This is a genomic window from Methylovorus sp. SPW-M1 (genome assembly GCF_053848825.1).
In genome coordinates this window covers 1,201,040-1,214,794 of the sequence record NZ_CM132626.1, presented here as the reverse complement: position 1 = coordinate 1,214,794, position 13,755 = coordinate 1,201,040, and the positions used below count along the sequence as shown (strand labels likewise).

Sequence of the window (13,755 nt, the reverse complement as noted above, 5' to 3'; positions counted from 1 at the left end):
ATGCCACAGATGCTCAATCGCTACCAAACAAATCGCGCGTAAACACCTTGTCTGCCACATCCGCCAGTTCCTTGGCCATGCGGTTGGACACGATCACATCGGCCTTTTGCTTGAAGGCTTCCAGATCATTCACCACCTTGGAGCGGAAGAACTCGGGTTCAGTGAGCACAGGCTCATACACAATCACCTCAATGCCCTTGGCCTTGATTCGCTTCATGATGCCCTGGATGCTGGAGGCGCGGAAGTTATCTGAACCGCTCTTCATGATGAGGCGATAGATACCAACAACATTCGGTTTGCGCTTGATGATGCTGTCCGCCACAAAGTCTTTGCGGGTGGTGTTGGACTGCACAATAGCGTTGATCAGTGTTTGCGGCACATTGTTGAAGTTCGCCAGCAATTGCTTGGTGTCCTTGGGCAGGCAGTAGCCACCATAGCCAAACGAAGGATTGTTGTAGTGGCTGCCAATACGCGGATCCAGGCCCACGCCTTCGATAATCTGCTTGGTGTCCAGGCCATGGGTCAGGGCATAGCTGTCCAGCTCGTTGAAATAAGCCACGCGCATGGCGAGATAGGTGTTGGCAAACAGCTTGATGGCTTCGGCCTCCGAGCTATCGGTAAACAGCAGCGGGATATTCTCTTTCAGCGCGCCTTCTTGCAGCAGCCGGGCAAAGGTTTCGGCACGGGCGGACTTCTCGCCCACCACAATACGGGAAGGATAGAGATTGTCGTAAAGCGCTTTGCCTTCCCGCAGGAATTCCGGCGAGAAGATCAGGTTGTTGGTCTGGTATTTTTCACGGGCACCAACAGTAAAGCCGACCGGAATGGTGGACTTGATGATCATCACGGCGTTCGGGGCGTAGGTCTTGACGTCGCGAATCACGGCCTCTACCGAGCCGGTATTGAAGTAGTTGGTCTCGGGGTCGTAATCGGTCGGCGTGGCGATGATGACATAGTCAGCACCTTCATAAGCCGCCTGCTTGTCCATGGTGGCCTTGAAGTTCAGGGTCTTGGTGGCGAGATACTCTTCAATCTCGGCATCGGCAATCGGCGATTGCTTGCGGTTCAGCATCTCCACCTTCTCCTGCACGATGTCGAGCGCGACCACTTCGTTTTTCTGGGCCAGCAACACCGCCATGGAAAGTCCTACGTAGCCGGTACCGGCAATTGCTATCTTCATCTAGTGACTCCTGAGTCTGTGGAATTTATTTAAGGTCATCAATGACATATTCTGCCAAGCAAAAATCGTGACAGCCGAGGCTGAAAGCCGCATGACATGCGAGTGACTGGTCAGAGATTTTCGCCATTGTTTGTTTATTCTGATTGACGTGTTTAGTGTTTCTCATGAGATGCCTGGCGCATGCCTCATTGTAATCTGCTGTGCTGCCTCGTCACAATTTTAGTTGGCTCCCGGCCGGCACCTCGCCTTGGGTGAGCAGGTTACGCTCTCGCCTGGAATACCCCCCTCTGCAACTGTTCATGATTGCCGACAGTCTTACCCGTAAATCGAGATTATTTATGATGCCTCAAGTTATATAATTCCAAGTAACTCACCGCAATAGTCCATGGAGACCATACCCAATGCCAACTTTACTTGTTACAGGTGCCAATCGTGGCCTGGGCCTGGAATTTACCCGCCAATATGCCGAAGCCGGCTGGCAGGTGCACGCATGCTGCCGCAGCCCTGAAGACAGCCATGCACTCAAAGCCTTGCATACCGCGCACCTGGACCGCATCACCCTGCACAAGCTGGATGTCGCGGATTTCAATCAGATAGACAAGCTGGCCGAGACACTCGCCGACACGCCAATTGATGTACTCATCAACAACGCCGGGATCTATCCCGACCATGCAGGCAGCCGCCTGAGCAATGCCGATTATGAAGCCTGGCTGACGGCATTCCGCGTCAACAGCATGTCACCCCTGAAAATGGCGCAGGCATTTGCTTCACACGTGGCAAAAAGCAGCGAGAAAAAAATCATCAACATCACCAGCAAAATGGGCAGCATTGCCGACAATGGCAGTGGCGGCCACTATATTTACCGCTCTAGCAAAACGGCGCTGAATAGCGTAAGCAAGAGCCTGGCGATTGATCTGGGCAATCAGGGTATCAGTGTGCTCGTGCTGCATCCAGGGTGGGTGCAAACCGACATGGGAGGCCCCAACGGCCTGATCAATGCCGAGCAGAGTGTCAGCGGCATGCGCCAGGTCATCGCCAAACTGACCCCCAAGCAGAGCGGGCAATTCATTGCGTATGACGGACAAGCCATCCCCTGGTGAAGAAGATCAGCTACCTGCCCGGCCCTTGATCTTCAAGGGCCGCGGCAGCACCAGCAACCATAACGGGCGTTTCGAGCAATTGCAGCGCGAAGCCTTTGATGACGGCTGGGCACTGGAAGACGCCGACACGCCGCGTCTGATCACCGAGATCATCCACGACAGCAGCCGCAGTATCCTGCATTACAACGACTCGCCCGATATCCCGTTTGACCGTTCCATCAACCCCTACCGTGGCTGTGAGCATGGCTGCATCTATTGCTATGCGCGCCCCAGCCATACCTACCTCGGGTTTTCAGCCGGGCTGGATTTTGAGAGCCGCATATTGGTGAAGCCTGATGCCGCTGCCCTGTTACGCCAGGCGCTGGCGAAGCCAGGCTATGTGTGTCAGCCGATCGCCATGGGGACCAATACCGACCCCTACCAACCGCTGGAACGGCAGCAGCGCATCACACGCCAGATCATTGAAGTGTTGGCCGAACACCAGCATCCCCTCACCATCGTCACCAAATCCGCCATGGTGGAGCGAGACATTGATCTGCTGGCGCCGATGGCAGCACAGAATCTGGCGCGCGTCTTCATGTCAATTACCACCCTGGATCGCCATCTCAGCCGGGTCATGGAGCCGCGCGCCGCCGCGCCAGAACGTCGGCTGCAAACACTGGAAAGACTGTCCGAAGCCGGTATTCCCTGCGGCGTCATGACAGCGCCCATGATTCCCGCGCTGAATGATGCGGAGATGGAACATATTCTGGAACATGCCCATGCAGCAGGTGCGCGCTATGCCGGTTATGTATTGCTGCGGCTGCCATTGGAAGTGGCGCCGCTTTTTGAAGAATGGTTGCAACACCACTTTCCGCTGAAGGCGGCGCATGTCATGAGCATCATCCGGCAATCTCGTGGGGGCAAAGCCTACGATGCCCAGTTTCATCAGCGCATGCGCGGACAAGGCATATTTGCCGATCTGCTAGCGCAGCGCTTCCGCCTGGCCGCGAGCAAACTGGGATTCATGCAGGAGCGCAGCCCTTTGAATACCAGCATTTTCCGGCCGCCCGCCGCGACGACTGCTCGCACAGCCAAAAAGCTGACACCGCAACGCGATCTGTTTGAGTAAGGGAGTAAGAGAAGAACTTGGTGAGCTAGCGCAAAAGACGCTCACCAGGTAGATCGCAGGCTTACCAGCTTCCGCCAGTAAATCGCTTGATATCGCGCAACTGGCGTTTGGTGGGCCGCCCGGCACCGCGCTCGCGCTTGCCGTGGTCGGCTTCGCGCGTGACCGCCGCATCTTCACGCTTACGCGCACTTTCCGGGGTTTCCTGATACAGCAAGGCGGCCTCGGGGGCGCCACGGCGTTGATTGGACAAGGCCATGACCTCCACTTCCATTTCCAGCTCTTTGCGGCGGATGTAAATGCGCTGCCCTACCCGCACCTCTTTGGCTGGCTTGGCGCGATCCCCATCCACATGCACCTTGCCGCCATCAATGGCATCAGTCGCCAGGCTGCGTGTCTTGAAAAAGCGCGCTGCCCACAGCCACTTGTCGAGACGGCACTTGTTGTCTTCCTGCATGCTCATCTGGCGGGCGTGTTATTGAAATAATATTGACGGAAGGCCTCCAGACTCTGCTGAACGCGCCCCATGATGCTGCCCGCTGGATATTCACCCTCGTGAAGCTCGGCGCCCGCCTCCATGCCCGTCAGCAAGGCCATGCCTTCCAGCACATGCTCAATGGCGTACAAATGAAAATTTCCCTGCTCCACCGCGGCAATCACCTCTTCATCCAGGATCAGATGACGCATGTTGGCCTTGGGAATAATCACCCCCTGGCTACCATCAAGACCTACCCGCTGACATACCCGGAAGTAGCCTTCAATCTTCTCGTTGACGCCACCAATCGCCGTGACTTCACCATGCTGGTTCAGCGCCCCGGTAACCGCAATGCCTTGCGAAATCGGCAAGCCGGACAGGGCCGACAGCAACACGAATAACTCGGCGCAAGATGCCGAATCCCCTTCCACCCCATGGTATTCCTGCTCAAACACCATGGATGCTGCCAGCGAGAGAGGCGTCAGCATCGGAAAACTGGCAGACAGCCAGCTTTGCAGAATGAATACGCCCTTGTCATGGTTAGGGCCGCTCATCTTGACCTCGCGGTCAATGTTGATCAGGCCTTGCGCGCCAGCAAAGCAGCGTGCCGAGATACGAATCGGCGAGCCGAAGCTGGCATCGCCCAGATCAATATGGCTAAGGCCGTTGATCTGCCCTACCGCACCACCGTGCAAGCGCAACATGAGTTCGCCTTCGGCAATCGAATCGCGTAGCTGCTGCTCTGGTATCTGGTGCCGAGCCAGGCGGGCTTGTTGCGCGGCGCGTACATGCTCAGGCTGGACAATGCCATGGGCGCTAGCGGCGGATGGCGCCTTGCGCATGAAAGACGCGCTTTCCTGCATCAAGGTACTAAGAGCGGCATATTGGGTACTGATGCGCGCCTGATCCTCCACACGGCGGTGCATGGCGCGTATCAGCGCCGCCACAGCGTTTGCACTGAATGGCGGCAAACGCAGCTCGCGTGCCTGATAGGCAATGAATCGGGCCATGGCAGCGTAAGCGTCCGGCGTTGCCGCAAAGCTATCGACAAAATCCACCTTGACCGGGAAATAACGTGCCAGGCCAGGCATTTCGTCATGCAATTCGTAATACTCTTCCGGCGTGGCAATCAGGACCAGTTTGACATCAGCCGCCAGTGGTTGCGGACAGAAATGCCCCGAGCCGCCTTGCCCACTGCTGCCATTGGATTCCTCGATCAGCACCTGACCATTCCGTAAAAAGCGGAACAGCTTTTCCACGATCTGGCTGCCACTCTGCTGGTCAGAAGCCAGGTCACGCAGGTGCAGCATCAGCATGCCACCATGGGCACGTAACAGGTTGCCAGCGCGCAGACGCAGGAAGTCAGGCGTAGTCGTGCTATCCATGCCCGCATCAAAGCCGCCAAACAGGGAGTGGAAAGTCGGGTCGCTGTCATAAATCACCGGTGCCATTTGCAGCTGGCGGTTATCCACCAGCAGGTTGACGCGGTAGCGATGCAAAAAGCTTTCCAGCAGGCCTTCGTTTTCCGTGCTTTGTGCAGGCACGAACACATCAAGATTTTCCAGGGTGTCGTGCTTGAGGCTTTGCAGGTATTGTTCAATCAGCGCTGTGTCGTGCTCCACATCTGCCAGCACCTCGCGCAGCGCCGCCTGCTGCTGGTCTATCCAGGCAGCGGCATCCTGACGGGCTTTATCCTGCTGCGTTTTATCTTGCTCCGCTCTATCCTGCAGCGATTTATCGCCTGTATTGGCCGCGGCATCCAGCTCGCCCAGGAGAAGCGGCAGCCCTTTGCCCAATTGGCGCAGATACTGCTCCATGGCCTGGCGCAGACGCGCTCCCACGCCTGCTGGCAGATAAAGGCTGATGGGCTTGTCGGCCTGACCAATATTCATCAGCAATACCAGATCAGGCGCTACCGGCCAGCGCGCCGCTGCAGCCTGCATGGCGGACTGCATTAATACCGTGCGCCCGCTTCCAGGCTCGCCCAATACCAGCAAGTTGAATCCCTGCGCGCGCATGCCCAGGCCAAACTCGGCAGCCTGCTGGGCATCGGCTTGGCCCAGCCAGGTGGCATCGGGCTGACCATCCAGGTGGGAGGTATCTTCGAAGCCCAGGGATTGCGGAATCACCGCGGCGGTAAGAGAGGAGGAATTAAGCCTGTGTAGCATGAGCGAAAAGTGCTTTACGGGTGAGTGAATAAAATGGGGAAACAGGACAACTCAAGCATCCTGCCACCGTGCGCGGGCGGCATCATCGCTGCTGCGGGCATCTACCCAGCGCTCCCCTTCAGGTGTTTGTTCCTTCTTCCAGAAGGGAGCTTCGGTTTTCAGGTAATCCATAATGAATTCGCAAGCGTGGAATGCTTCACCTCTATGGGCGCCAGCCACGGCCACCAGCACAATCTGGTCCAGGGGCTTCAGCTCGCCAATACGATGTATCACGACAGCATCCATGATATCCCAGCGTGCTTTGGCTTGTTGCACGATGGCTTCCAGAGACTTTTCCGTCATGCCGGGATAGTGCTCCAGCGTCATGCCGGCAATGGCGTCGCCCTGATTCAAGTCCCGCACCTGACCGACAAAGGCGGCCACTGCGCCAATGTCCGGACGTTGCTGACGGAGGCGGTTTATCTCGGCACCGACATCAAAGTCGTCGGCCTGCACGCGTATCGTCATGCGCGATTACCCGCCTGTCACCGGGGGAAAGAACGCGACTTCGTCCCCGTCGTGGATCTCGGTCTTCACCGGAGCCAGTGTCTGGTTTACCGCCGCGCGCAGTGATTTGCCACTGCCAAACTCTTCCGCCCATACACCACCACGCGCCGCGAGCTGCTGCATCAGAGCCTCGATCGTGAGGCCAGCCTGTGGTGTCAGCTCCTCGCCCACCGAGCCCAGGGCTTCGCGCAAACGTGCGAAATACAGAAGGCGTATCATTGCAGCACATCTTCGTCGGTGAAGGCGCCGCGCTTGCCACTCAGGGCTTCGGCCATCAGCGTGATGACGCGGGCCTTGTGCTGCTCGTCGGCCATCAGGCTGGAGCTGAAGGTAATGCCAAACCGGGCAGCGTATTGCTGCACCAGCATAATCATGGTGGATTCGTCGCTCATGGTGTTCCTTTCATCCTGCAAATCGTCTTACTGGTTGTCGTCTGCGAGTATATCGTCCGGCAAATCAGGCAAGGCCAGAGCCGCCTCGGCATCGCCTTGCAGCTCTACCCGCTCAATCTGGGCAAAGCGCCGTGAAATCTTCTGGCTGGTGGTATGCACATCCAGGGCATCTTCATGGGCCTGGCGAATATGGTCAGCCAGTTTTTTCATGCGTACGTCAAAGCGACCGAATTCCTTGCCCAGTTTGCCCAGCTCATCCTTGATAATGTGCACCTGCTTGCGGGTTTCCACATCTTTCAATACTGCGCGGGCAGTATTCAGCACGGCCATCAATGTCGTCGGCGAGACCACCCACACCCGTTTGGCCATGGCGTAATCCACCACATCGGGGTGATAAGCGTGAATCTCGGCAAACACCGCTTCAGCCGGGATAAACATCACCGCACCATCGGAGGTGACATTGGGAATGATGTACTTGCTGGCAATATCATCCACGTGTTTTTTGACATCAGCCTTGAACTGGCGTTGCGCCAGCGCGCGCTCTACCTCGGAGATGCCGCTTTCCAGCATGCGATGGTAGTTTTCCAGCGGGAATTTGGAATCGACCGCTACCGTGCCGGTAGGCTCGGGTAAAAAGAGTGCGCAGTCGACACGGGTACCATTGGGCAGCACATGCTGCATGGCAAAGCCGCTATTAGGCAGCACATTGCGCACCAGGGCTTCCAGCTGCACCTCACCAAAGGCACCGCGCGAGCGCTTGTCACCCAGCAGCTCTTGCAGGCTGACCACATTGGTGGTCAGTCCATCGATCTTTTTCTGGGCTTCGTCGATGGTCGCCAGACGCTCCATCACGCGCACAAAGGTATCGTTGGTTTTCTTGAAGCCTTCATCCAGGCGCTCTGATACCTTGCCGCCGATTTCTTCCAGGCGGGCATCCACGGCTTTGGTCAGCGTTTCAATGCTGGCAGTCAGCTGCGAAGTAGCCTTCAGCATGGTGTCCTGGATCAGCGTTTGCTCGGCCTTGCCCTGCTCGGCGAGCGTGGTGTGCAGTTTTTCCAGCACGGTTTCACGGGTCTGGGCAAGGCTGTTGGTTTGCGCGGCCTGCAAGGCCTGCATGGCGTCGCGTGTTTCCTTGAGTTCCTGCGCGACGGCTTGCCGCAGACGCTCGCTGCTATCTACTGAAGACAGACTCAAGCGATCACCGAGTTTATTGAGGCCATCATGCAGGTCGCGCAGCATGGCGCGGTGCTTTTCCTCAAACTGCGGCATCAGCTGTGCCAGCAGCTCGCTGGCAGCATCCGGGGTTCTGGATTGACGTAACAACAACACGATCAATGCCAGCAGGCAGGCAATCACAAGCACTAAAATCACAATTTGCATCATGCGTGAAATTATACCTGAAGCGCTGGCGATATCCCCGTTCGCAGCCGGGATCAGCCTTTAAAACCCGCGACATTTATGCCACACTCAGGCTCTTGAAAAATGCGGGAGCCCTCCGGTGATACGACTGAAACTGCGCATAGGGCAATGGCTGGCCAACGTGACCCTTCGCTTGCACAACAACTTCTACATTTATCTTGCGGCGTTGCTGACGGTGTTTGTGCTGCTGGATGCAGGGCTGTTTCATGTTGGCGAAAACATGCGGCAGAAAGCGTTTGATTTCATGGTGCGCAGCCGTGTGCTGGCGCCCGCGCCGGACAAAGACATCGTGATCGTGGATGTCAATGAGGCCAGCCTGGCTGCCATGGCCAAGGAATACGGCCGCTGGCCCTGGCCACGCCAGGTGTTTGGTGAGTTCCTTGAAAACATTGAAGCCCAGCACCCCAAGGCCGTGATCTTCGACATCCTGTTCAGCGATGCCGATGTTTACAACCCCGATAGCGATGCCTATTTCAACGACGTCATCAGCGGTACCGATAACTCGTTTTTCCCCTTCCTGCGCCTGCCAGAATCAAGTGACAAGCTGAGCCAGGTCAAACCCAACATGATTGCTGGCATCAGCGAAAGCCAGCCCAGCCAGGGCGACATGCAGGCCACGATCGCAGTGGTGCTGCCACATTTTGATGCGGCCCTGAATTCGGGGCGGCTGGGCACCCACAACATCTACCCTGACAAGGATGGCATTGTTCGCGAATACCAGCTGTATCAGGATGCTTACGGCTGGCGCCTGCCTTCGCTGCCCATGACGGTGGCAGGCAAGCTTGGTTATACGCTGCCACCAGACCAGAACATTCTGCTCAACTGGCGCGGCAAGCCATTCAGCTATCAGTATGTATCGTTCAGCGATGTCATGCAGGACATGGGCAGCAAAGACAAAAAGCGCCCACAGAACGAGTTCACCGACAAAATCGTCATCATCGGTTCCACCGCGCCCAGCCTGTTTGATCTTAAAGCCACCGCCATGGCCAAGGCGCATCCCGGGGTGGAAATCCTGGCGACAGCTATCGATAACGTCAAACATCAGGATTATCTGAAAGTATGGCGCGGGGCGATACCCTATATCCTGATCAGCCTGTTGCTGATCTGGCTCACCACCCTGGCGTTTTACCTGAATGCCGACCGTGACCGTTTCAACAAAGTGTTCAGTTTCAGTCAGATCGGGCTATTGGTGCTGTCATACATCGGCATCAACCTCAGCAACTTCTATCTCGACTTTACTGGCCCCATTACCTGGGCGCTGTTTTACTTCAGTATCGCCAAGATATATGCCCTGGCAACGGACCGCGCCTTGCAGCGCTGGCTGGCCTATGGCGTCAAGGAAGGCGCCAGCGACACCCACGTCATGATCATGCCCATCCTGATCGAAAGCGATGAGCCTCTGGGCGACAGCATCATGAAGAAACTGAAGCGCCAGATTGAGCTGACCAGCCGCACACCCAGCAGCGTCGATATACTTAAAGGCGTGCAATCCGGCATCTGGGGCCTGTTTGGCGAATTGACCATGGTGAGCTGGACCTTTGCCGAAGGCCGGCAGGAATACGCCAGCGAAGCACACATGGATGCCGAACGGATCGCCAAGGCCTTGCCCAGCATGATTGCCAGCCTGGACTTGCCCGGCAAGCCGCAGGCTGTGCATACCGTTTACGAAAACAGGCTGGATGGCAGAGCGCCACTCGGCAGACAATGGCGCAGCGCATTTGCGGCAGCACTATTGCAACTCGAAGCTATCAAACCTGACGCAACGCCTGTTCAAGCAGATACCCCCACCCCATCTCCGGAGCTTTAGACATGCGATATTCCCTGACTGCCATACTGGCAGCCGCCTTGCTGGCCAGTACGCTGGCACATGCCGAAAGTGGCACAGCGCTCAAAAACGACAGCTTGCGCAAAGAACCCTATAACGATGCAAAAACCAGCGGCAAGCTGGTACGTGGCGACAAGGTCGACATCCTCAGCAAACAAGGCGCCTGGCTGCAAGTTAAAACCAGCAAGGCTTCTGGCTGGGTAAGGCTGCTGTCGGTCAAGCGTGCCGCCAGCACCGGCAATCAGGCAGCTGGCGTTCTGAGTGTCGCCAGTGGCCGTGCAGGTACTGGCCAGGTTGTCGCCACTACCGGCGTGCGCGGACTGACAGAAGATGAACTGAAACAGGCCCAATTCAGCGAGCCTGAAATCAAGCTGCTGGAAAGCTACAGCGTATCGGCAGCCGATGGCGCGCAGTATGCCAAAGCAGGTGGCCTCAGGTCCATCAAACTGGGTTACTTGCCCAAACCCGTGGCAACGCAGGGAGAAAATCCATGAAAAAAACCGCATGGGCATGCCTCTTCGCTTCGCTGTTCAGCCTCCCGCCACAAGCCATGGCATTTGATCTGGGGGGCGCACTGAAAGATGCGGTTGAAAAAAATGCGGGCGACCTGATCAACAACAAGAACTCGAACGACGCCGATACCACGCCAGCCAACCCGGAAGCCAACAGCCTTGCCAGCATCAACTGGAAAAGCCCGTCCAGGGACGAAGAAATCAAACTTGGGCGTGAAATTGCAGGCAATCTGCTGGGCGCCGCGCCGCTGGTGAAAAATCCGGCATTGCAGCAATACGTCAACCGGGTGGGTCGCTGGGTAGCCAGCCAGAGTGAGCGTAGCGATCTACCATGGCATTTTGGCGTGATTGATAGCGATGACATCAATGCCTTTGCCGCCCCCGGCGGCTATGTATTGATTACCAAAGGCTTGTATAAACGCCTGCAAAACGAGGCCCAGCTGGCCGGTGTGCTAGGGCATGAAATAGCCCACATCGTGCAAAAGCATCAGCTCAAGGTACTGCAAAAACAGCAATTGCTGAGCGTGGGGGCTGGCCTGCTTAGCGGCAAGGTCGCCAAAGGCAACCAGACCATCGAGAAAGTCATCGGCAGTGGCGCCGAAATCAGCGCACGCAGCCTGGACAAGGATGCCGAATACGAAGCCGACCGCATGGGTCTGATACTGGCAGCTCGCGCTGGATATGATCCTTATGGCTTGCCAGAGGTATTGAGTGGTCTGGAAGATATCAGCAGTAACGATGGCAGCATTGCCCTGCTATTCAAGACACACCCTGCACCTGAAGAGCGCCTGGCGGCACTGGGTGCTGCCACGGCAAAATCCGGCAACCTGCCCACTGGTAAAACACTGGAAAAACGCTTGCTACCGCTCCCATAAATTCAGCGGCATCCGGGCAATAAAAAAGGCACTGCAGATGCAGTGCCTTTTTTCATTCCTTGTCAGGAACCGTGCAACTCTCGGAACTTAGTCCTTGGATGCGCGCTTGCGCTCGTGCTCTTGCAGGTAGCGCTTGCGGATACGGATGGATTTCGGTGTCAATTCCACCAGTTCATCATCATCGATAAACTCCACGGCGGACTCCAGTGTCAACTGCACGGCAGGCACCAGACGTACGGCTTCATCGGTACCGGAAGCACGCACGTTGGTCAGTTGCTTGCCCTTGATCGGGTTAACAACCAGATCATTGTCGCGACTATGGATACCGATCACCATGCCTTCGTACAGGCGGTCACCAGGTACGGAGAACATACGGCCGCGGTCTTGCAGCTTCCACAAGGCATAGGCAACGGCTTCGCCCTGCTCGGAGGAAATCAGCACACCATTGCGACGACCTGGCATGTCGGCTTTTACCGGTGCATATTCATCAAAAATGTGTGCCATCAGACCAGTACCACGGGTCAGGGTCAGGAATTCGCTCTGGAAGCCGATCAGGCCACGTGCAGGAATCTTGTATTCCAGGCGGGTACGGCCATTGCCATCCGATTCCATGTTTTGCAGTTCGCCACGGCGGCGGCCCAGCTCTTCCATCACGGCGCCCTGGGTGTCATCTTCCAGGTCCACGGTCAGGATTTCATAAGGCTCACACTTCTGGCCGTCAATTTCACGGTACACCACACGTGGCTTACCCACGGCGATTTCAAAACCTTCACGGCGCATGTTTTCCAGCAGAATGGTCAGGTGCAACTCACCACGACCGGACACGCGGAATACGTCAGCATCGGCGGTATCTTCAACACGCAAGGCCACGTTAACCAGCAGTTCCTTGGTCAGGCGGTCACGAATCTGGCGGCTGGTGATGAACTTGCCTTCAGTACCGGCCAATGGGGAGGAGTTCACCATGAAGTCCATGGTCAGGGTAGGCTCGTCCACACCCAGGATTGGCAGGCCAACCGGCTTTTCACGGTCAGCAATGGTCACGCCGATACCGATTTCTTCGATACCGGAAATAATCACGATGTCGCCAGCTTCGGCTTCTTCGACTGGCACACGCTCAAGGCCGCGGAAACCCAGCACCTGATTGATACGGCCCTGGCCGGTTTGCGTATCGCCATTCATGACGACAACCACTTGGCCTGGCTTGATACGGCCATTCAGAATACGGCCAACGCCCAGACGACCGGTGTAGCTGGAGTAATCCAGCGCGGAAATCTGCAATTGCAGAGGCGCATTGCTATCGCCTTGTGGCGGTTGCACGTGGCTCAGGATGGTTTCGAACAGTGGACGCATATTGTCCGACTCGTTCTTGAGGTCCAGCGTCGCAAAGCCATTCAGTGCGGAAGCATAAACCACAGGGAAATCCAGCTGTTCATCCGTCGCGCCCAGATTGGCGAACAGATCAAAGGTCTGGTTGATCACCCAGTCAGTACGTGCGCCTGGGCGGTCCACCTTATTGATGACCACGATAGGACGCAGACCAAGTGCCAGTGCCTTCTTGGTTACGAAGCGGGTTTGCGGCATGGGGCCTTCCACCGCGTCAACCAGCAGCACCACACCATCCACCATGCCGAGAACGCGCTCAACTTCGCCGCCGAAGTCGGCGTGCCCTGGCGTATCCACGATATTGATGTGGGTGCCTTCATAGTTAACAGCAGTGTTCTTGGCAAGAATGGTAATGCCGCGCTCTTTTTCCAGATCGTTGGAATCCATCACGCGTTCAGATACCTGCTGATGCGATGCAAAGGTGCCTGCCTGCTGCAGGAGCTTGTCCACCATAGTGGTTTTGCCATGGTCAACGTGAGCGATGATGGCGATATTACGAAGATTGCGCGACATGTGTTTTGAGCCAGTCCATTAGAAAGGGCGCGATTTTAACACAAAAGCTTTGACAAACTGATGACTATCTATATACTTCGGCCTTCGATGAATTTGTAGCGTAGCCCTCAAAGGCCTGTTCTGCAAATATTTCGGTAATTCATCGCCCTAGCCCTCTCGAAGCCCATTGCTGTATTTGTGGCTCTCCAGTTTTTTACCGGTTAGTGGCTATGCCCGTGCGCCGGTAGAAATACACCTCCAAAATTTAGTGTATTGCGCC

13 protein-coding genes are annotated in these 13,755 nt (G+C 56.4%); 5 read left to right on the top strand and 8 right to left on the bottom strand.

Going from position 1 to position 13,755, the window contains the following annotated elements:
• Positions 1 to 13 precede the first annotated feature (13 nt).
• Entirely contained in the window at positions 14 to 1,180 is a 1,167-nt protein-coding gene (locus ACWWD9_RS05670; RefSeq protein ID WP_455867988.1) for a nucleotide sugar dehydrogenase, read from the bottom strand.
• 401 nt (positions 1,181 to 1,581) lie between these two features.
• On the opposite strand from ACWWD9_RS05670, the gene ACWWD9_RS05665 reads away from it, so the two are divergent.
• Positions 1,582 to 2,280 carry an SDR family oxidoreductase gene (locus ACWWD9_RS05665; protein WP_455867987.1) on the top strand — a complete coding sequence of 233 codons (699 nt, stop codon included), beginning with the start codon at positions 1,582 to 1,584 and terminating at the stop codon, positions 2,278 to 2,280.
• Complete coding sequence (locus tag ACWWD9_RS05660) at positions 2,255 to 3,391, top strand: PA0069 family radical SAM protein (RefSeq protein WP_455867986.1); 1,137 nt, start codon at positions 2,255 to 2,257, stop codon at positions 3,389 to 3,391. Before ACWWD9_RS05665 ends, ACWWD9_RS05660 begins: the two co-directional genes overlap by 26 nt.
• Before the next feature lie 61 nt (positions 3,392 to 3,452).
• On the opposite strand, the gene ACWWD9_RS05655 is transcribed toward ACWWD9_RS05660, so the two are convergent.
• The 6 genes from ACWWD9_RS05655 to ACWWD9_RS05630 are packed head-to-tail and all read right to left on the bottom strand — an operon-like array spanning position 3,453 to position 8,352.
• Complete coding sequence (locus ACWWD9_RS05655; protein WP_015830377.1) at positions 3,453 to 3,851, bottom strand: RNA-binding S4 domain-containing protein; 399 nt, start codon at positions 3,849 to 3,851, stop codon at positions 3,453 to 3,455.
• Positions 3,848 to 6,031: a Lon protease family protein gene (locus ACWWD9_RS05650; protein ID WP_455867985.1), complete on the bottom strand. Its 2,184-nt coding sequence runs from the start codon at positions 6,029 to 6,031 to the stop codon at positions 3,848 to 3,850. The genes ACWWD9_RS05655 and ACWWD9_RS05650 overlap by 4 nt, the downstream gene beginning before the upstream one ends.
• 51 nt (positions 6,032 to 6,082) lie before the next feature.
• Positions 6,083 to 6,538, bottom strand: a complete 456-nt coding sequence (moaE, locus tag ACWWD9_RS05645; RefSeq protein WP_013442505.1) for a molybdopterin synthase catalytic subunit MoaE — start codon at positions 6,536 to 6,538, stop codon at positions 6,083 to 6,085.
• A gap of 6 nt (positions 6,539 to 6,544) precedes the next feature.
• Entirely contained in the window at positions 6,545 to 6,796 is a 252-nt protein-coding gene (gene moaD / locus ACWWD9_RS05640; protein WP_013442506.1) for a molybdopterin converting factor subunit 1, read from the bottom strand.
• Positions 6,793 to 6,969, bottom strand: coding sequence for a hypothetical protein (locus ACWWD9_RS05635; protein ID WP_013442507.1), 177 nt, complete (start codon positions 6,967 to 6,969; stop codon positions 6,793 to 6,795). Before ACWWD9_RS05635 ends, moaD begins: the two co-directional genes overlap by 4 nt.
• 27 nt (positions 6,970 to 6,996) lie before the next feature.
• Positions 6,997 to 8,352, bottom strand: a complete 1,356-nt coding sequence (locus ACWWD9_RS05630) for a DNA recombination protein RmuC (RefSeq protein WP_159355421.1) — start codon at positions 8,350 to 8,352, stop codon at positions 6,997 to 6,999.
• Between the two features lie 115 nt (positions 8,353 to 8,467).
• Between ACWWD9_RS05630 and ACWWD9_RS05625 the strand changes: the two genes are divergently transcribed.
• Genes ACWWD9_RS05625 through ACWWD9_RS05615 form a run of 3 tightly spaced genes read left to right on the top strand, consistent with a single transcriptional unit; the run spans position 8,468 to position 11,600 of the window.
• Positions 8,468 to 10,195 (top strand): CHASE2 domain-containing protein, encoded by a 1,728-nt coding sequence (locus ACWWD9_RS05625; protein WP_455867984.1) that lies wholly within the window; start codon positions 8,468 to 8,470, stop codon positions 10,193 to 10,195.
• Positions 10,196 to 10,197: 2 nt separating this feature from the next.
• The gene (locus ACWWD9_RS05620; protein WP_455867983.1) at positions 10,198 to 10,707 is read left to right on the top strand and encodes an SH3 domain-containing protein; all 510 of its coding nucleotides are present in this window, start codon (positions 10,198 to 10,200) and stop codon (positions 10,705 to 10,707) included.
• On the top strand, positions 10,704 to 11,600 hold the full coding sequence (locus ACWWD9_RS05615; RefSeq protein WP_455867982.1) for a M48 family metallopeptidase: 897 nt from the start codon (positions 10,704 to 10,706) through the stop codon (positions 11,598 to 11,600). The genes ACWWD9_RS05620 and ACWWD9_RS05615 overlap by 4 nt, the downstream gene beginning before the upstream one ends.
• Before the next feature lie 87 nt (positions 11,601 to 11,687).
• Here the strand turns inward: ACWWD9_RS05615 and typA are convergent, their stop codons facing one another.
• Positions 11,688 to 13,496: a translational GTPase TypA gene (gene typA / locus ACWWD9_RS05610; protein WP_013442512.1), complete on the bottom strand. Its 1,809-nt coding sequence runs from the start codon at positions 13,494 to 13,496 to the stop codon at positions 11,688 to 11,690.
• Between the last annotated feature and the right edge of the window lie 259 nt (positions 13,497 to 13,755).